We start from the raw sequence: 19,085 nt of genomic DNA, 5'->3' as shown, positions 1-19,085 counted from the left end.
CGCGGGACCCGGTCCACTCAGTCATAGCGCGCCTCGCACGCCCAGCCCGACGGGGTCGCGGTGAGCAGCGCCGCGGGCTCGTCGTCGAACGTCATCTGCACGTGCCCACGCACCACGGGAGGTCCGACGGGGTCCTCGGCCCACCAGCGGCTCGTGAGCAGCCATGGCCCCGCCCACCCGCGCACGCGCGAGCGCCGGCCCGCGCCCCACGCCACCCAGCTCGGCACGCCGCTGAGCCCGGCACGCACGTCGAGCACCACGGGCACGCCGCGGTCGTCGAGCACCTGCACCGGCTCGGGCTCGGGCAGCACGGTCGCGGGTGCGGGAGCCGGCAGCCGGCCGGGCCACGGCCGGTCCAGGGGCCGCACCGGGTCGCTCTGGTCGCCCCAGGGGCGCAGGTGCACCTGCTCGCGGACGTCGCGACCGCCCTGCAGCGCGGCCGTGAGCAGACCGGAACCTCCGACGATGCTCTGCACCCGGTCCAGGGCGCGGTGCGCGCGCAGGTCGCCGCCGGACGGCCCGCCCCACAGCCGCCCCTGCTCGGCGCCGGCGGGAGCGACGTCGAGCGCGGTGACCGACAGCCGGACGAGCGTGACCGGCGGCGTGTCCTCGGGATCCGGGTCCCACTCGGGCGCCTCGGTGGTGGCGTCCGTGCGGCCTGGTGCGGTCGATGCGCGGCGGGCGCGCGCGTCGAGACGGCGAGAGCGTGCGGTGGTCACGGCCGTCGTCGTGAGCCAGCTCTCGAGCTGCCAGCGGATGCGGTCGGTGATGCGCGCGGGTGACAGCCCACCCCATCCACCGAGGTCGGTGCGCCACACCCGGACCAGGTCCGTGCCCTCGTCGGTGCGCGCCGCGATCTCCAGACGACCGCACGTCAGCCCGCGCGCGACGAGCATCGCGTGCAGGTCCTCGGCCAGCCGCCGGCCCGCGAACGTCGCGGTGTCCACCCGGTCCACGGGAGGGTCCAGCTCGGTGCCGACCTCCAGGTCCGCCTCCGGCCTGCGCCGCACGGGAGGTCGTTCGTCCTCACCGCGCGCGAGCAGGTGCGCCCACGTCCCCAGTCGGCCGAACCGTGCGTGCACGTCCGCCGACGGCAGCGCCGCGAGCTGGCCGAGCCGGCGCAGCCCGAGCCGGTGCAGCAGGTCGACGAGCTCGGCGACCTGGGCCCCGGCCTCGTCGGTGACCGCCGCGAACGCGAGCTCGGTCATCGGCCGCGACGCGAGGAGCTGTGCCGAGGTCCCCGGCGGGACCAGGACGCCGGTGCGGGCCGCGACGACGGCGGCGAGCAGCCCGTCGGCCGTCCCGACCGCACACTCGTGCCCCGTGCCCTGCGCGACGGCCTCGACGAGCCGTTCCGCGAGCGCGTCCTCCGAGCCGTGGTACCGGCTGGCCCCGCCCGCGGGCAGCAGGAGCAGCCCGGGCCGGACCACCTCGAGCCCGGCCACCACGGTCTCGGCGGCCACCGCGACGGGTTCGAACATCCGCACGTCGCGCGCGTCGTCGGCCGGCAGCAGCTCCAGCTCGGGGCAGCAGCCCTGCGCCTGACGCCGGCGCATGCCGCGACGCACCCCCTCGAGCCGGGCCAGCGCGTTGACCGCGCTGACCCGTTGGCCCGCGAGCACCGCGGCCGGCAGGTGTGCGGGGACCTCGAGCGCCGCGGCCGCCGCGACGACGGGCCAGTCGGGCACCCACAGGACGGTGGTGCGCGTGCTCATCCGACGAGCCGCAGGTCGGGGCGGTCGGCGAGCGCCGAGGCCGTGGGCACCGGCTGACGACGCGGGTCCTCGGGGATGCCGTCGGGCGCGGCCAGCGGCAGCGTGAGCACGAGCGACAGCGGCACGGCCGCGCCGCGCCTCCCGCTGCGGGCCACCCGCACCTGCTGCGTGCGCAGACGTCCCTGGCCGGCACCCACCCCGCGCCACCCGCCGTGCTCGCCGACGGGGTCCGCGGTCAGGACCACGTCCGCACCCGGCCAGGCGACGGTCGGCAGCAGGGTCGCGCCGCGCTCGCGCGCGCGAGCGGACAGCCGTCGCCGGTCGGCGTCGACGAGGGCGACCCGCGGCCCGACGACCACCGCGTCCATGCCGTCGACGAGGGCGCCGAGCACGGTGGCGGCGTCCGCCCCCGGCGACGGGACCACCGCGAGGCGGGTCAGGTCGACGCCCGCCTCCGCCGCGGCGAGCAGGCCGAACGTGGGCTGCCCGACGACCGCGACCCACGCGCCGGCAGCACTCGCCGCGGCGAGCACCGCGAGCGCGAGCGAGGTCGAGCCCAGGACGGCCGTGGTGGCACCGCGGCGCAGGCCGTCGGGGAGCAGCGGGGCGAGCGCGGGCGGGACGGGCAGCGCTGGACGTTCGGTGGTGAGCAGCGCCGTGGTCAGGACGTCCGCGCGCGGACCGCGCAGCGACTGCGGCGGCGACTGGGGCGGCGAGGCGTCCGCCGCCGCCTCGTGCATCGCTTCCGGACGGACCACCTCCGGACGGACCACCTCCCGGCGGACCACCTCCGGGCGGACCACCTCCGAGCGGACCATCTCGGCGCTGCGGGCACCGGTCCGGAGCTCGGCGCGCGCCAGGGCGAGGCGAGCGCGGGCGACTCGCTCCTCCCGGGTCAGCACCTCGACCGCCATGACCGTCCCTGTGTTCGTGTCGTACCACGAGCGCGCCGGACCCGACCAGGGCCGACGTCTCGTTCGAACGCGTGTTCGATCGTTCTAGTAGACGTCGCCGGTCGACCCGCTGTCAACCTCGCAGAGACCCGTCACGCGCCGGGTCGAGAAGGGGTATGGTTTGACGGTTTTGATCAATCCATCAACACATCAAGCCGCCGCACCGGAGACCCCGTGACCCTGCGCGCCCACGGCCTCGACCGCCCCCTGCCGGAGGTCAAGGCCGACCTGTTCAAGGCGCTCGCGCACCCCGTGCGCGTGCGCACCCTCGAGCTCCTCGTCGAACGCGACCGCCAGGTCGCGGAGCTGCTCACCGAGCTCGGCCTCGAGGCCTCGCACCTCTCGCAGCACCTCGGAGTGCTGCGACGCGCGGGGGTCGTCACCGCGCGCCGGTCCGGCAACGCGGTGCACTACGCGCTCGCGCTGCCCGCCGTGGCCGACATGCTCGCGGCGGCGCGCGCCGTCCTCGTCGACGCCGCCGCCCGCCGTCACGAGCTCCTCACGGACGCCGACGCATGAGCGCAGGCGCCCCCGACATCACCTTCGGTCAGGCACATCCCGGGGCGCTGCTCGTCGCGGCACGCCGCCGCCTGATCGCCCTGGCGCCGCACCGCGACGACTACACGGGGCTGTCCCGGTCCTGGCGTCGTGACCTGCTCGCGGGCCTCACGGTCGCGATCGTCGCGCTGCCGCTCGCGCTCGGCTTCGGGGTGTCCTCCGGGCTCGGCGCCGCGGCGGGCCTCGTGACGGCCGTCGTCGCAGGTGCCGTGGCCGCGGTCCTCGGCGGGTCGCACCTGCAGGTCAGCGGTCCGACGGGCGCCATGACGGTCGTCCTGCTCCCGGTGGTCGCGCGGTTCGGGCCCGAGCTGGTCCCGGTCGTGGCGATCATGGCGGGCGGCATCGTCGTGCTCGCGGGCGTCCTCGGGCTCGGCAGGCTCGTCGCGTACATCCCGTGGCCGGTGGTCGAGGGCTTCACCGTCGGGATCGGTGTGGTGATCGCGCTGCAGCAGGTCCCGCTCGCGCTGGACACGCCCGCGGCCCCGGGCACCAACGCCGCCGCGGTCGCCCTGAAGACCCTCGGCTCGGTCGACTGGTCCGCGGCGGTCGCGCCTCTGGCGCTCGTCGCGCTGGCGATCGCGCTCATGGTCGCCCTGCCCCGTCTCCGCCGCGGGCTGCCCGCCTCCCTCGTCGCCGTCGTGGCGGCCACGCTCGTCGCGGAGCTCGCGCACCTCGACGTGGACCGGATCGGCACGCTCCCGGCGTCGCTGCCCGCGCCCCACCTCCCGGTCGTCGACCTCCAGACGACGAGCGCGCTGTTCTCCTCGGCGCTCGCGGTCGCGGCGCTCGCAGCGCTCGAGTCGCTGCTGTCGGCGCGCGTCGCGGACGGCATGGCGGACGACCTGCCGCGCACCAAGCCCAACCGCGAGCTCGTCGGCCAGGGTCTGGCGAACGTGGCCTCCGGCCTCTTCGGCGGACTGCCCGCCACGGGCGCGATCGCGCGCACCGCGGTGAACGTGCGCTCCGAGGCGCGCACGCGCGTCGCGGCGCTGAGCCACGCCGTGATGCTCGCGGCCGTCGTGTACCTCGCGGCGCCCCTGGTGGGGCGGATCCCGCTCGCGGCGCTCGCCGCGGTGCTGCTGGTCACGGCCGCGCGCATGGTCGACGTCTCGACGGCGGTGGCCATCTGCCGCTCGGGCCGCTCGGGCGCGGCCGTGTTCCTCACGACGCTCGTCGTGACCGTGGCGTTCGACCTCGTCCTCGCGGTCGAGGTCGGGGTCGCCGTCGCCGCCGTGCTGGCGTTGCGGGCCGTCGCCCGCGCGAGCGGTCTGCACCGCGAGGACGCGCCCGACGAGGTGCTGCGCGCCGACGACGAGCGAGCCCTGCTGCACGAGCACATCGCGGTCTACCGCATCGACGGCGCCCTGTTCTTCGCGGACGTGCGGCGCTTCCTCGACGAGCTCACGCAGGTCAGCGACGTGCGCGTCGTCGTGCTGCGCCTGTCCAGCGTGAGCATGCTCGACACGAGCGGCGCGTACGCGCTCGCGCAGATCGTCGCCGACCTGCAGCACCGCGGCATCGTCGTCCTGCTCAAGGGCCTGCGCCCGCAGCACCGCCGCGTCGTGGAGTCCGTGGGCGTGCTCGACGCGCTCGCGCACGAGAAGCACCTGTTCGACGACCTCGGCACGGCGCTCGAGCACGCCCGCTCGCACGTGCGCCGCGAGGGGGCCACGATGGGCGCGGCCGCCCACGGCGGGCGGACGCACCCGACGACCTCGGAGGAGCCGTGACCTCGATCGACCGGCCCGTCGCACCCGACCCGTACAGCCTCCTGCCCCCGGTCCCGCAGCTCGTCGTGACGAGCGACGACTGGACGCACGGCGCACCCGTGCCGGACGTGCACACCCACACGGCGCGCGGCCGCAACCTCTCGCCGCACGTCGCCTGGAGCGGCGCGCCCGAGGGCACGCGCGGCTTCGCGGTCAGCGTGTTCGACCCCGACGCGCCGGGCGTCGCGGGCTGGTTCCACTGGACGGTCCTGGGTCTCGGCGCCGACGTGTCGTCGTTGGCCACCGGCGCCGGCGCACCCGACGGCTCACGGCTGCCGACGGGGGCCTTCCAGCTGCGCAACGACGACGGCGAGGTCGGCTACACCGGGTGCGCGCCGCCGCCCGGGGACCAGGTGCACCGGTACTTCCTCGCGGTGCACGCGCTCGACACCGCCGACCTCGGCCTGACGCCGGACACCTCCCCGGGTGCGACGAGCTGCGCGCTGGTGTTCCACACGCTCGCGCGCGGCGTGCTGGTCGGGACGTACCAGCGCTAGGCGTCCGGGAGCCGAGACCATCGGCCTCGACATGCGGGACGCGTCGCTAGGCTGCGCGCGTGACCCTGGGGACGTTGACCTGGCAACCCGCGCTCGAGCGACTCGACCTCGTCGCCCCGAGCACGGCCGCGGCCCTCACGGCGTGGGCCGCCGAGCACGACGAGGTCGCGAGCGCCGTGCTCGTCACCGAGATCGACCCGGACCTCGCAGACACCGCCGCACTGACCGAGGCGTACGACCTGCCGCCATCGGCGTCGGCCAACTGCGTGCTCGTCGGCGGCCGCCGCGAGGGCGTCGAACGCGTCGCCGCGGCGGTCGTGCGCGCCACGACGCGGGCCGACGTCAACAGCGCCGTCAAGCGCCTGCTCGACGTCCGCAAGGCGTCGTTCCTGCCGATGGACCGGGCCACCGCCGAGTCGGCGATGGAGTACGGCGGGATCACGCCGATCGGCCTCCCCGCCGGCTACCGCGTGCTCGTCGACGCACGCGTCACGGTCCCCGACGACAGCGGTCCGCTCGTCGTCGTCGGCAGCGGGCTCCGGCGGTCGAAGCTCACCCTGCCGGGCGCCCTGCTGGCTCACCTGCCGGGCGTCGAGGTGGTCGAGGGGCTCGCTCTCGCCTGAGCCTCCTTGGGCCGCGTTTCACGCGCGTTTGAGGGTCCGATGACCCGCGTGTGAGCCTCGCGTGAAGGTCGGGAGAGGTCTGGTCGACATCGCCGTCGACGCGCCGCTCAAGCGGGACGGACGTCCCTCATCCGGGCGCTCGAGCCATCCGACGATCAAGTCATGGACCTGCTCCTGGCCGACCCCACAGACGTTCAGACCACCTCCGCCACCACCGACGACGAGGCCGTCGAGACGACGTTCCTCGCGGCCGCCCGCGCGCTCGACGACGACCTCCCGCCCTTCTGGGACTGACCGCCCCGGCGCACGCACCGACCGGCCGCGCGCCGGTCCGACGCGCGGCGACGCACACCTAGCCGACGCGCGTCGCCCAGAACGCGACCGCGGCCGCTGCCGCGACGTTGAGCGAGTCCACTCCCCCGGACATCGGGATGCGCACGACGAGGTCGCACGCCGCCACCGTCGTCGGCTTGAGCCCGTGCCCCTCGGCCCCGAGCACCATCGCCAGACACTCCGGCGGGTCCGCCACGAGCTCGTCGAGCGTGATCGCGTCGTCGGACAGCGCGAGCGCCGCCGAGACGAAGCCGGCCTCGCGCAGCGTCGCGACCCCGTCCGGCCAGGGGTCGATGCGCGTCCACGGCACCTGGAACACGGTTCCCATCGAGACCCGCACCGAGCGCCGGTACAGCGGGTCGGCGCAGCGGGGCGTCACGAGCACCGCGTCGACGCCGAGCGCCGCGGCCGAGCGGAACGCCGCGCCGACGTTGGTGTGGTCGACGATGTCCTCGAGCACCGCGACGCGGCGCGCACCCGCGAGCAGGTCCGCGACCGCGGGAAGCGGCGGGCGGTGCATCGCCGCGAGCGCGCCGCGGTGCACGTGGAAACCGGTGATCGCCTCGAGCACGGGCTCGTCCGCGACGAACACGGTGATCGCCTCGGGCTCGCCGTCACCCGACGGCAGGCTCGCGACCATGCGCTCGAGGTCCGGGACCCAGCGCGGCGCGAGCAGGACCGAGCGCGGCCGGTGCCCCGCGCGCAGCGCGCGCTCCAGCACCGTGGAGCTCTCCGCGATGTACAGCCCCTTGGCCGGCTCGTGCTTGGAGCGCAGCGCGACGTCGGTCAGCGAGACGTAGTCGGCGAGCCGGTCGTCGGCGGGGTCGGTGACGGTCTGCAGGTCGAGGCGAGGCACGAGTGGCATCCTCCCAGGCGCGGCTCGGACGCCCGTGCACCGGCGTCCGGCGCACGGGCGGTCAGTGCACGGGCGGTCAGTGCACGGGCGGTCGGCCCGTCGCCCGATCAGGCGGCCGGGACCGCGGCAGGCAGCCGGACCGACGTCGCCTCGTCGCCCACGACGAACGCCGACGTCGCCTCCCCGAGCCGCACCTCGTAGTCGCCGCGCCAGCCCTCGACCGCGACCCGGCCCGAGGCGTCCGTGCGCAGCACCTGCGGCGCGTGCCACCACTGGCCGCGCACCAGGTCGCGCAGCGCCGTGTAGGAGGGCTTCGGCGTGCCGTCGGCGCGGACCAGGCCCGCGGGCGCACCCAGCCAGGCGCCCGCGTCGCCCAGACCCCAGTAGGTGATCGTCTGGACCGCGGGGTGCTCGACGAGCAGCTGGTAGTGCCGCACGAGCTCGTCGGCCTGGCGCGCCTCCCCCTCGGGCGTCGAGGGCCACGAGTCCACCTGGTAGTCGTTGAGGTCGTCGATCTCCGGCGGCATGAGGTGGCCGGAGACGAGCGTCGTCTCGGTGAAGTGCAGCGGAAGGCCGAACCGGCTGAACCGCTCGAGCACGCGCGCGGTCTTCTCCTCGCCCCACCAGCCCTGGTGCATGTGGCTCTGCAGCCCGAGCGCGTCGATCCGGACGCCCGCCTCGAGCACGCCCTCGATGAGGCACTCGTACGCGGTCGACATGTCGAAGTCGTTGAGCAGGAGCGTCGCGTGCGGGTTCGCGGCGCGCGCGGTGTCGAACGCGAGCTTGATCGTCGCGATCCGCCCCTTCTCCCACGCGAGGCGCGTGATCGCGTTCTCCTCGGCACGGAACACCGGCATGATCACGACCTCGTTGATCGCGTCCCACGTGTCGACGAGCCCGGCGAAGTCGCTCACCTCGCGCGTGATCCGGTCACGCTGCAGGCGCTCGACCTCGTCGTTCGAGTGCTCCAGGAGCCACCGCGGGGCGAGCGTGTGCCACATGAGCGGGTGCCCCTTGACGCGCACGCCCAGCTCGGTGAGGCGCCGCGCCGCGTCGCGCAGCGGCTCGGTGCGGATCCGGCCGGGCTCGGGCTCGAAGTGGCGCCAGTAGAACGGCAGCGTCGCCGTGTCGAACAGGCCGAGCCACAGGTCCTCGAGCGGCGCGCTCTCGCCCGGGGTGCGGCGGATGAACTCGAACCCGGTGCAGCCGAAGCCGAACGCGTGCCGCGTCTGCGCGACCGTGACGTCGGTGTCGGCCAGCGGTGCGCCGTGGGGGTCCAGGACGGTCACGACGGTCCGCGAGGTGCGGTGAACGAGGCGGGACACAGTTCTCCTCAGTGAGACGGGTGGACGGGTGCTGGTGGCGGCGCGGCGGGCGCGGGCGCGCCCGGCGCATGCGGTGCCGGTGAGTGCGGATCGGGAGCCTGCGGAGCGGGCGTCGGTGCTGCTGCCGCGTGCGCGACCCGCGCCAGGCGAGCCGCGAGCAGAGCACGTCCACCGAGCACGGCTGCGACGCCGCCCGCGGCCGCGATCACGGGGACGACGAGGAACGCGGTGTGCACACCGACGGCGTCCGCGAGCGCGCCGAGCACGAACGGCGCGATGCCGATCGCGAGCCCGCCCGCAAGGGTCGCGTGCGCCTGTGCGCGGTCCTGCGCACCCGGCGCGGTCGACAGCAGCAGCGCGACCGACAGCGGGTACTGCGCGCCGCACCCCAGACCCGCGACGACGAGCCCGGCGACGGCGACGGACGGCGACGACGCGGTCCACAGCACGGCCCACCCGAGGACGGTCACGGCGAACGACACCGCGAGCAGCATCGCGGGCCGCACGCGCAGCGACATCGGCCCGACGACGAAGCGCACCGCGGACAGGCCCGCGACGAACCCCGCGGTCGTGGCGGTGGCGATCCCCGCGCCGGCCGCGGTCTGCTCGCGCACGAGGTCGGTCGACCAGTAGGTCGTGACGTTCTCGAGCGCGATCGCGGCCACGAGCGAGCCGAGGAAGCACCACGCCGCGAGCCGACGCCCGGGGACGTGCTCGTCGCCCGCCAGGCGGTCCACGACCGCACGCTCGCCGGGCGGCACGGCCTCGTCGGACGTGCTCACCTCGTCGGTCCCCTGCTCGCCCGACGGTGACGGGCGGCTGCCGGCGGGAGGCGTCATCGCCCCACCGACCGGGATCCGCAGCACGAACCACGCGACGAGCCCTGCGAGCGCGACCGTGACGGCGACCGCGGGCCGCCAGCCCCAGCCGATCGCCACGCACGCACCCGCGGCGAGCGGTCCGACGAGCCCGACGGTGGACCCGACACCGTTCGCCTCCGTCACGGCGGCGGACGCGGCGGGGCCGTGGTGGCGCGCGAGGCCGGCTTGCGACGACGCGATCGCGACGTTGCCGCCCACGGCCAGCACGGCCATCGACGGCAGGCTGACCCACAACGAGGGGGCGAGCAGGAGACCGACCACGCCGAGGGCGACCAGACCCAGCGCGGACGCGATCGCGGTGCGGCGACCGCGTCCGCGCACCACGGTCGGCGCGACCCAGCTCGCGAGCACCGCACCGACCGCCATCGCGGTGCCGTGCAGGCCTGCCTGAGCTGCGGAGATGCCGAACTCGTCCGCCAGCAAGGGGACGCTCGGGTTGAAGCTGTAGAGGAACCAGCCCCACGCGACGAAGGCGCCGTAGAGCGTCCATGTCAGACGGTCACGGCGCATCCGGTGAGGATACGTCCTCGCAGCGCAACCCTCGCGGGACCCCTGGCCGTCGCCGTCCGCATCGTCACGGTTCGGCCCGGCATGCGGCCCGGGACGGACCGCTCCGGCGCGGTCCTCGGTGCCCGTGTCGTCATCGGCCGGTCGTCACCGGCCGCCCGGGAGTGCTCGCCCGCAGCCGCGCGACGAGCAGGTCGAGCTCACGTCGGTACTCGGGTGCGCGCGGGTAGCCGCTGTGCGCCGCGACTGCGAGCAGGTACGCGTCGGCGTCGATCTCGCTCGCGGGCGCGTCGACCGCGCTGCCGGCGTACGCGTCGACCGGGAACCCGATGAAGTCCGTACGCCGCCACAGGCTGCGCCACCGCAGGGCAGACCCGTGGGTGGGCTCGTCGGCCGTCGCGGTGTCGGGCGGCGAGAGCGAGGCGCGCAGCGTCGGGCCCTCGCTCGGCACGAGCCCCGGCTCGGTCTGGGCCCACGGGTCCGGTGCCCACAGGCGCGCTCCCGTGCTGGGACGCGTGCCGAGCACCGCCGGTCCGAACAGCTCGGGGAAGAACCTGCCGAAGTAGGCGCGCAGCTGCGTGCCGTACGTGAGCAGGCCGACGCGGTGGTCGTAGGGGCCGGCCGGGCCGTCCCAGCGCGCCATGAGCGTCGCGACGCACACCACTCCGCCGAGGCTGTGCGCCGAGAGCAGCACGCGCCGCGCGTCGCGCTGCGACGCCGGGATCGGCGTGCCGTCGTCGCCGAGCCACGCGTCGATGCGGGAGCGCAGCTCGGGCACGACGCGCTCGGCGTAGCACGGCGGCGCGAACGGGTGCGCCGCGCGCGGCAGGAAGCACATGAGGTCCCACAGCAGGCCCCAGGGCCGCGCGAGGGGCTGCTTGGACCCGGCGAGCACGACGCTCGCGACGATGAGCCCGCAGCCGGCCACGACCGCGCTGCGCGACAGGTCCACGCCGAGCGTCCACAGCCCGCCGAACGGGCCGTCGTACGCGGCGTGCGGGTCGGGCAGCACCAGGGTCGCCACGAGCGCGAGGAAGAACAGCAGCCCGAGCGCGCCCATCAGCCGCTCGGCGCGCTGCGCGAGCGCCGCGTGCCGCCGTCCGGTCTGCACCGCGACGTCCTCGAGCCGCTCGGGGTCCGGCTCGACGTCGCCCGGGACCACCGGCAGCGCCTTCCTACGCAGCGTGCCCATGCGGACGGCGAGCACGACGACGAATGCGGCGAGCAGCGCGAGGACCGCGACGCTCGCGACGGCGAACTGCTCGTAGCCCGGCGGCACGTGGAGCCGTTCGGGCGCGGGGACGTGCACCACGACCGGGTCGCGCAACGGCTCGGCCGCCGCAGCCTTCTCGAGCGCCGCGGTCGACCCGGTGCTGAGCCGCTGGTTCTCCGCCGCGGCGGGCGCGTCGAGCCAGGCCGCGACACCGAGCACCGTCGCCGCGCTCAGCACCATCGCCACCCCGGCCGCGGTGCTCAGGAGGACCGCGGGCCCTCGGCCCGACCATCCTTCGCGCTCACGTCCCGCATGCCGGCGGTTCACGGTCCACGCCACGACGACGAGCGCGACGAGAGCGAGACCACCGACCGAGCGCGACACCACGCTCCACGTCCCGTCGGGCCACAGCACGCTCGTCGTCGCACCCACGAGCACGACGAGCGTCAGCGGCACCCAGATCCTGGCGCGCAGCCGCGCACGGATCCCGACGGCCGCGATGACGAGCAGGACCATGACGGCGACGAGGAGCCGCGGCAGCGCGTGCAGGCCCAGGAGCGGAGCCACGGCCGGGTCGACGGGTCGCAGCGGGTCGTCGCCCGAGCGCGCGACGGCGATCACGACCGCGAGCAGGACGGCGAGGGCCGCGCACAGCAGGGCGGCGTCGCTCGCGCGCGAGACGCGGGGTGCGCGCGGCTGGTCGCCGCGGGCGCGCGGCGGCGGCTCGAGCCGGAACCTGCCGGTACGGAACGCGGCGACGACGACGACCGCGACCGACGCCACGAGCAGCGCGGCCCACGGGAGGCGCCCGTCGGCGGCCCAGACGCCCGGCGACAGGCAGCCGCGCGCGCCGAACCCCTCTGACCTCGCACAGCCCGGGGCGTCCCGGTAGAGGTAGTGCCACGCGACGAGGCCCGCGAGCGTCGCGAAGGCCGCGGCCAGGTGCTGGAACCACTGGACCGACGAGCGGTCGGCGTGCGTCCAGAAGCCGCGCCGCGCGAGCATGGGCCACACCTCGGACCGTCCGGCGACGTCGTCGCCAGGCGCGACGACCTGCTCCCTGCCGCCGTTCGCCCCGGCCGCGCGTATCGCGACCCGCTGCCGGCCCGCACGGCTCGTGGCCTGTCCGACGAGCTGGCGCGCCTTCGTCGTCGACATCCGCCGCTCGTACCGCAGCCGTCCCGTGGACCCGATCGCCCCGAGCGCGACGACGACGAGCGCGGTCAGGCCGAGGATCACCGCGCTGCGGACCCCGGTCGACCACCGCGCCGCGACGTCCGCGGCCTCGGGCAGCGCCGTGCACACCTGCACGAACTGCACGTCGGCGTCAGGCCCGTCGGGCGCCAGGTCCGTGCGCGGGCCGTAGCACTGCGCTGCCACGATCCCGAGCGAGACCGTCGCCGCGGTGGTCACCCACAGCAGCGTGAGCGCGAGCCCGAACAGGCGCACGAGACCGCCGCCCGCCGACGACCGCGGTCCGTGCGGCTCGTCGGCGTCCCGTGCCCAGTAGGCGACGTTCGCCAGCCCGAACGGCACGATGACGACCCAGGCGACCCGCACGACGCCCGCGACGATGCCGCTCGCGCGACCCAGGCCGGGCACGGTCGAGAAGCGGGCCATCGCACCCCAGGAGTACGCCTCACGCCGCACGCCCGGCGGGACGACACGCGCGTCGCCGGCCTTGCGCGGCGCCGAGCCGACCGCGCTCGTCGGCGTCCAGAAGCTCCCGAGGTCGTCGCCGTCGACCTGCTCGACCTGGTCGGGCCGGACGTCGAGCATCGCGGCGGGCGGCGTGTTCGCGACGCCGTGCACGCGCAGCTCGAGGACGTCGTCCTGCGGCGGTGCCGCCTCGTCCGGCCCACCGCGTCCCCACCACCGCATGGCCTCTCCCCCCAGGCCGCCCGGCTCCATGAGCCGGTCCTGCCGACGAACCTAGTCACGCGGGTACGGCCGCCGCCAGCCCGACTCGTCCCGTTTCGTGCCGTCACCGGCTCGCGTGTCGAGCACGTGAGCGTGTGCGGAGCTCGCGCACGACGACGCCCGGGGTACGCCGGTCGGCGCTCCCCGGGCGTCGCCCGCGCTGCTGGATCAGGCTGCCGCGCAGCTCGCCGTCAGGCCGTCGGCCGCGCCCGAGCCGATGAAGCCGGCCGTCGTGGACGCCCCGGACGAGAGCGTGCCGTTCCAGGCCGCGTTCGTCAGGACGTTGCCGCTGTGGCTGCTCCCCCAGGCCTGGGTGATCGTGGCTCCGCCCACGGTCACCTTCCACCCGCTCACGCCTCGCGACCCTGCGGTCACGACGACGTCGGCCACGTACCCGCCGGGCCAGCTGGAGTTGACCTTGACCGTCGCGGTGCAGGCGCCGGTCGGCGTCTGCGTGGGCTCGTCGGTCGGCGTCTGCGTGGGCTCCTGCGTGGGCTCCTCGGTCGGCTCCTCGGTGGGCTCCTCCGTCGGCTCCTCGGTGGGCTCCTCGGTCGGGTCGGAGCCCGAGCCGATGATGATGTCGCTGCACAGGTAGTACGGCTGGTCGAGGTGGCTCGCCTGCCAGATCGTGTACAGCACGGCCCGGCCGCTGCGGCCCGAGAGGTTGACGTCCGTCTGGTACAGGCCGGTCGTCGGGTAGGAGCCCGTGGTCTTGATCAGGTCGAGCGAGCCCCACGTGAGCGCCTGCTTCGTCGGGTCGAAGCCCGGCTTCGTGACGTAGATCTTCAGGTAGTCCGCGCCGTGCTTCGCACCGTCGGTCAGCGTCAGGGTGAACGTGCTCGGGACGCGCTTGGCGGTCCAGTTGCCGACCTTGTCGAGCGACTTGTACAGGCCGTTCTGGGTCTCGCCGCCGCTGCAGAGCTGGCCGTCGGGGATCACCGCCTCGTGCCGGCCGCCCACGTTCTCGCGGTACAGGCCGTTCCAGTTCCACATCGTGTTCGGGTTCGCCTGGAACGCCTGCCAGCACATCGGGTCGAGCGTCGCCATCTCCGGGTTGAGATGGTCGGCGCCCCAGCGCTCGTAGCAGCCGTAGTTGCGGGTCGGGGGGTCGGTGACCGAACCGTGCGCGCTCGCCGAGGGCGCGAGCACCGCCATCGCGCCGAGTCCCAGCGCGAGGCTCAGCGGGACCGCGATCAGGGCGCGGCGCAGCCGGCGCAGCGGGCCCGACCGGACAGGTCGTGCGGACGTTCGCATGGGTTCCTCCTGGGGGTCAGGTGCCTGCGCGCGGGGGTCCGCCTCGCTGCGGGCACGACCCGCACAGGCGAGGGCCTCCACCGTCCCCAGCCGACGATCGACCGGCAACGGCCGAAACGGTTCACCCTGGCAATCGCGGGACCTCCACACCTTGCGTGTGGCCAGGTCAGGCCTCTGCCGGCGTCACACGTCGTCGGTGACGGCCGCCGCGAACTGGCTCTGGTAGAGCCGCGCGTACGCGCCGCCTGCTGCGAGGAGGTCGTCGTGCGTGCCCTGCTCGACGATCGAGCCGTGCTCCATCACGAGGATGGTGTCCGCGTCGCGGATGGTCGACAGGCGGTGCGCGATCACGAACGACGTCCGCCCCGCCCGCAACGCGTTCATCGCGTGCTGCACGAGCACCTCGGTGCGCGTGTCGACCGACGAGGTCGCCTCGTCCAGGATGAGGATCGCCGGGTCGGACAAGAACGCCCGCGCGATCGTCAGGAGCTGCTTCTCCCCCGCGGAGACACCCGTGCCCTCGTCGTCGATCACCGTGTCGTAGCCGTCGGGCAGCGTCCGCACGAACCGGTCGACGAACGTCGCCTCGGCCGCCGCGACGACCTGCTCGTGCGTCGCACCGTCCACGCCGTAGGCGATGTTCTCCTCGATGGTCCCGCCGAACAGCCACGTGTCCTGCAGCACCATGCCCGTCGCCCGGCGCAGCTCGTCGCGCGTGAGCGCACGCGTGTCGACGCCGTCGAGCGTGATCCGGCCGGCGTCGACCTCGTAGAACCGCATGACGAGGTTCACGAGCGTCGTCTTGCCGGCGCCCGTCGGGCCGACGATCGCGATGGTCTGCCCGGGCTCGGCGACGAGCGACAGGTCCTCGATGAGCGGCTCGTCGTCGCGGTAGGAGAACGCGACGTGCTCGAACTCGACCCGTCCGCGCACCGGGCGGTCCAGCGTGGCCGCCGGCTCGGGGTCGGGGTCCTGCTCGGGGGCGTCGAGCAGGTCGAAGACCCGCTCGATCGACGCCACGCCCGACTGCAGCAGGTTCGCCATGCTCGCGAGCTGCGTGATCGGCTGGGAGAACTGGCGGCTGTACTGGATGAACGCCTGGACGTCGCCCAGCGTCATCGCACCGGCCGCGACCCGCAGCCCGCCGACGACCGCGATGATCACGTACGTGAGGTTCGCGATGAACCCGAGCGCGGGCTGGATGATGCCCGAGATGAACTGCGCGCGGCGGCTCGAGTCGTAGAGCGCCTCGTTGCGCTGCGTGAAGGTCTCGACGGCCTCGTCGGAGTGGTTGAAGACCTGCACGAGCGTGTGGCCGGTGAACATCTCCTCGATGTGCGCGTTGACCTGCCCGGTGTACGTCCACTGCTCGATGAACCGTGGCCGGGAGCGCTTGGCGATCATGGCTGCGACGACCATCGACAGCGGGACGGTCACGAGCGCGACGACGGCCAGCAGGGGCGAGATCCAGAACATCATCGCGAGCACGCCGACGACCGTGAGCACCGACGTGATGACCTGGCTGAGCGTCTGCTGCATCGTCTGCGCGACGTTGTCGATGTCGTTGGTCACGCGCGACAGCAGCTCGCCGCGCGGCTGGGAGTCGACGTAGCGCAGCGGGACGCGCGACAGCTTGGCCTCGACGTCCGCGCGCAGCCGCAGCACCGAGCGCTGCACGACCCCCGCCGTCATGCGTCCCTGCACCCAGCCGAACAGGAAGGACCCGACGTACACGAGCGCGACGACGAGCAGGATCCGGCCGAGCCGGTCGAAGTCGACGCCCTGCCCGGGCACCACGTCCATCGCCGAGAGCATGTCGGCGATGCGGTCCTGACCTTGCGCGCGCAGGCCCTCGATCGCCTCGGCCTTGCTCACCCCCGCGGGCAGCATCGAGCCCACGACACCCGTGAACAGGACGTCGGTCGCGGCGCCCAGGAGCTTCGGCCCGATCACCGCGAGCACGACGCTCGCGGCACCGAGCAGCACGATCGCGCCGATGCGCACCCGCTCGGGGCGCAGCTCGCGCAGGAACCGAGCTCCGGACGCGCGGAAGTTCATGGACTTCTCGCCCGGCACGCCCATCGCCATCGGCCCGTGCCCGGCGGGACCGCGGCGCATGCGCGCGGGCGCGGCCGCCGTGGGCTGACCGGCCCCCGCCGGCGCGCCGGCGTCCGCGGGACGACCGGCTTGCGCCGCGGGCGGCTGCTGACCTCGGGGCGTGCTCATGCCGCCTCCTGCTCGCTGAGCTGGGAGTACACGATCTCCTGGTAGGTCGGGTTGGTCGCGAGCAGCTCGGCGTGCGTGCCCTCACCGACCACGCGCCCGGCGTCCATCACGACGATGTGCTCGGCGTTGCGGATCGTCGCCACGCGCTGCGCGACGACGAGCACGGCCGCGTCACGCGTCTGCGGGACGAGCGCCGCGCGCAGCGCCGCGTCGGTCGCGTAGTCGAGCGCGGAGAACGAGTCGTCGAACAGGTACAGGCGTGGTCGTCGGGCCAGGGCGCGCGCGATCGCGAGGCGTTGGCGCTGGCCGCCGGACAGGTTGGCGCCACCCTGCTCGATCGACGCGTCGAGCCCGCCCGCCATCGCCTCGACGAAGTCGCGCGCCTGGGCGACCTCGAGCGCGTGCCACAGCGCGTCGTCGTCCGCGCCGGGCGCGCCGTACTCGAGGTTCGAGCGCACGGTGCCGGAGAACAGGTACGGCTTCTGCGGCACCAGGCCGATCTGCGACCACAGCTCGCGCTGGTCGAGGTCGCGCACGTCGACACCGCCGAGCAGCACCTGGCCGTCGGTCACGTCGTACAGGCGCGGCACCAGGTTGAGGAGCGTCGACTTGCCCGAGCCGGTGGACCCGATGATCGCGGTCGTCCGGCCGGGCTCGACGACGAGGTCGACGTCCTCGAGGACCGCGCGCTCAGCGCCCGGGTAACGGAACTCGACGCCCCGCAGCTCGAGCCTGCCGCGCTGGGCCGGGTCGGCCGGCAGCGGCACGGGCGCGACGGGCGGCAGGACGCTGGTCTGCGTCTCGAGCACCTCGCCGATGCGTCCCGCCGCGACGATCGCGCGCGGGAACATGACGAACATCATCGTGCTCATCATCACGGCCATGAGGATGTACGCGAGGTAGGACAGGAAGGCCGTGAGCTGGCCGATCTGCATCGTGCCGTCCGAGACCCGGTGCCCGCCGAACCACAGCACCGACGTGCTCGTGAGGTTGAGCACCAGCATGACCGCGGGGAACATCAGCGCCATGAGCTGACCGGTGCGCAGCGACGTGTCGTACAGCGCACGGTTCGCGTCGTCGAACCGCTGCGCCTCGCGGTCCTCGCGCACGAACGCGCGCACGACCCGGATGCCCGCGATCTGCTCGCGCATGACCCGGTTGATCGCGTCGATGCGCTTCTGCATGACCCGGAAGTACGGGATCATCCGCGACACGATCGAGGCGATCACGATGCCGAGCACCGGCACCGCGACCAGCAGGATCACCGACAGGCCCGCGTCCTCACGCAGCGCCATCACCACGCCGCCGACGAGCATGATCGGCGCCATGATGACGAACGTGAAGGTCATCAGCGCGACCATCTGGACCTGCTGCACGTCGTTCGTCGTGCGTGTGATGAGCGTCGGCGCACCGAACTGACCCAGCTCGCGCGCCGAGAACGTCTGCACGTGCGCGAAGAGCCGGCGCCGGACGTCGCGGCCGAACCCCATCGCGGCGTAGGAGCCGTACCAGACCGCCGCGACCGCGGCGGCGACCTGCACGAGGCTCACCGCGAGCATGACGGCACCCAGGCGCATGATCTCGTCGGTGTCGCCCACGGCCACGCCGTCGTCGATGATCCGCGCGTTCAGGCTCGGCAGGTAGAGCGTCGCGAGCGTCTGCACGAGCTGCAGCAGGACGACCGCCGTGACCGCACGCGAGTACGGCGCCAGGTGCTCCTTGAGGAGTCGGTTGAGCATCACGGCCTCCAGGCCGACGAGGACGACGGGTGCAGGTGGGGCGGGTGCGGGTGGGGCGGGTGCGCGCCCAGCGCGCCGTGCAGGAAGTGGGCCACGACGACGTCGAGGTCCGGCAGCTGCGGCTCGGCGCCCCGACGCGTCGCCTCGATCTGCAGCATCGACAGGCCGAGGACCGTCACCGCGAGCAGCTCGGCGACCTGGTCGGCGGGCCGCGCGAGACGGTCGCCGTCCGCTCCGAGCACATCGGTGATCGCCGCGCGGACGGCGCGCTGACCGCGTTCCTGCCGCTGCGTGAACTCGGTCATGCGGCGGTGCGCGTCCTCGTCGCGCGTGCCGTCCGAGGCGTGCGCGAGCTCGTGCAGGATCCCCATCCAGCGGATCGTGCGGCTGGTCCGGGCGAGCCCGATCTCGATCACCGCCCGCACCCGGTCGGCCAGCGGCTGCCCCCGGTCGATGGCCTCGATCGCGGGCACGTCGTCGGCGGGGTCGACCGCGGCGAGCACGACCTCGCGCACGAGCGCGGCCTTGTCGGGGAAGACGCGGAACAGCGTGCCCTCCGCGACCGCCGCGGCCTGCGCGAGCTCCTTCGTCGTGACGCGCGTACCGCGCTCGAGCACGACGGGACGCACGGCACGCAGGATGGCGGATCGCCGCTCCTCGGGCGGGAGCGGCGCGGCGCGACCGGTGCGACTCACGTGGGCACCATAAGTGAGTGA

15 protein-coding genes are annotated in these 19,085 nt (G+C 74.5%); 5 read left to right on the top strand and 10 right to left on the bottom strand.

All coding sequences use genetic code 11. The features are described 5' to 3' along the window. Positions 1-17 precede the first annotated feature (17 nt). On the bottom strand, positions 18-1,715 hold the full coding sequence (locus CPE01_RS11940) for a DNA polymerase Y family protein (protein ID WP_146807000.1): 1,698 nt from the start codon (positions 1,713-1,715) through the stop codon (positions 18-20). Further along, a complete protein-coding gene (imuA', locus tag CPE01_RS16480) occupies positions 1,712-2,629 on the bottom strand; it encodes a DnaE2-dependent mutagenesis accessory factor ImuA' (protein ID WP_186811518.1) in 918 nt (305 codons plus the stop codon). The genes CPE01_RS11940 and imuA' overlap by 4 nt, the downstream gene beginning before the upstream one ends. Positions 2,630-2,842: 213 nt before the next feature. On the opposite strand from imuA', the gene CPE01_RS11930 reads away from it, so the two are divergent. The 5 genes from CPE01_RS11930 (at position 2,843) to CPE01_RS16910 (ending at position 6,409) form a co-directional block, all read left to right on the top strand. Next, positions 2,843-3,187: an ArsR/SmtB family transcription factor gene (locus CPE01_RS11930; protein WP_146806998.1), complete on the top strand. Its 345-nt coding sequence runs from the start codon at positions 2,843-2,845 to the stop codon at positions 3,185-3,187. Next, on the top strand, positions 3,184-4,956 hold the full coding sequence (locus CPE01_RS11925) for a SulP family inorganic anion transporter (RefSeq protein ID WP_146806996.1): 1,773 nt from the start codon (positions 3,184-3,186) through the stop codon (positions 4,954-4,956). Before CPE01_RS11930 ends, CPE01_RS11925 begins: the two co-directional genes overlap by 4 nt. Beyond that, entirely contained in the window at positions 4,953-5,492 is a 540-nt protein-coding gene (locus tag CPE01_RS11920; protein ID WP_146806994.1) for a YbhB/YbcL family Raf kinase inhibitor-like protein, read from the top strand. Before CPE01_RS11925 ends, CPE01_RS11920 begins: the two co-directional genes overlap by 4 nt. A gap of 59 nt (positions 5,493-5,551) precedes the next feature. Next, entirely contained in the window at positions 5,552-6,115 is a 564-nt protein-coding gene (locus tag CPE01_RS11915) for a YbaK/EbsC family protein (RefSeq protein ID WP_146806992.1), read from the top strand. A gap of 162 nt (positions 6,116-6,277) precedes the next feature. Next, positions 6,278-6,409, top strand: a complete 132-nt coding sequence (locus CPE01_RS16910; protein WP_281285117.1) for a hypothetical protein — start codon at positions 6,278-6,280, stop codon at positions 6,407-6,409. A gap of 58 nt (positions 6,410-6,467) precedes the next feature. On the opposite strand, the gene CPE01_RS11910 is transcribed toward CPE01_RS16910, so the two are convergent. From CPE01_RS11910 to CPE01_RS11875, 8 genes are all read right to left on the bottom strand, one after another. Further along, a complete protein-coding gene (locus CPE01_RS11910) occupies positions 6,468-7,313 on the bottom strand; it encodes a TrmH family RNA methyltransferase (protein WP_146806990.1) in 846 nt (281 codons plus the stop codon). 98 nt (positions 7,314-7,411) lie between these two features. Continuing rightward, positions 7,412-8,629, bottom strand: coding sequence for an endo-1,4-beta-xylanase (locus CPE01_RS11905; RefSeq protein ID WP_246783902.1), 1,218 nt, complete (start codon positions 8,627-8,629; stop codon positions 7,412-7,414). An 8-nt stretch (positions 8,630-8,637) separates the two neighbouring features. Then, entirely contained in the window at positions 8,638-10,020 is a 1,383-nt protein-coding gene (locus tag CPE01_RS11900) for an MFS transporter (RefSeq protein ID WP_146806989.1), read from the bottom strand. Between the two features lie 130 nt (positions 10,021-10,150). Continuing rightward, the gene (locus tag CPE01_RS11895; protein WP_146806987.1) at positions 10,151-13,111 is read right to left on the bottom strand and encodes a hypothetical protein; all 2,961 of its coding nucleotides are present in this window, start codon (positions 13,109-13,111) and stop codon (positions 10,151-10,153) included. A 207-nt stretch (positions 13,112-13,318) separates the two neighbouring features. Continuing rightward, a complete protein-coding gene (locus tag CPE01_RS11890) occupies positions 13,319-14,404 on the bottom strand; it encodes a lytic polysaccharide monooxygenase (protein WP_146806985.1) in 1,086 nt (361 codons plus the stop codon). A gap of 183 nt (positions 14,405-14,587) precedes the next feature. Further along, positions 14,588-16,630 carry an ABC transporter ATP-binding protein gene (locus tag CPE01_RS11885; RefSeq protein ID WP_371862002.1) on the bottom strand — a complete coding sequence of 681 codons (2,043 nt, stop codon included), beginning with the start codon at positions 16,628-16,630 and terminating at the stop codon, positions 14,588-14,590. Continuing rightward, positions 16,627-18,369, bottom strand: a complete 1,743-nt coding sequence (locus CPE01_RS11880) for an ABC transporter ATP-binding protein (RefSeq protein ID WP_146806983.1) — start codon at positions 18,367-18,369, stop codon at positions 16,627-16,629. Before CPE01_RS11880 ends, CPE01_RS11885 begins: the two co-directional genes overlap by 4 nt. Continuing rightward, positions 18,369-19,064, bottom strand: a complete 696-nt coding sequence (locus CPE01_RS11875) for a TetR/AcrR family transcriptional regulator (protein ID WP_146806982.1) — start codon at positions 19,062-19,064, stop codon at positions 18,369-18,371. The genes CPE01_RS11880 and CPE01_RS11875 overlap by 1 nt, the downstream gene beginning before the upstream one ends. Between the last annotated feature and the right edge of the window lie 21 nt (positions 19,065-19,085).

The organism is Cellulomonas persica, from assembly GCF_007989825.1.
GTDB lineage: Bacteria > Actinomycetota > Actinomycetes > Actinomycetales > Cellulomonadaceae > Cellulomonas > Cellulomonas persica.
This window is presented reverse-complemented; position numbering and strand designations above follow the sequence as displayed.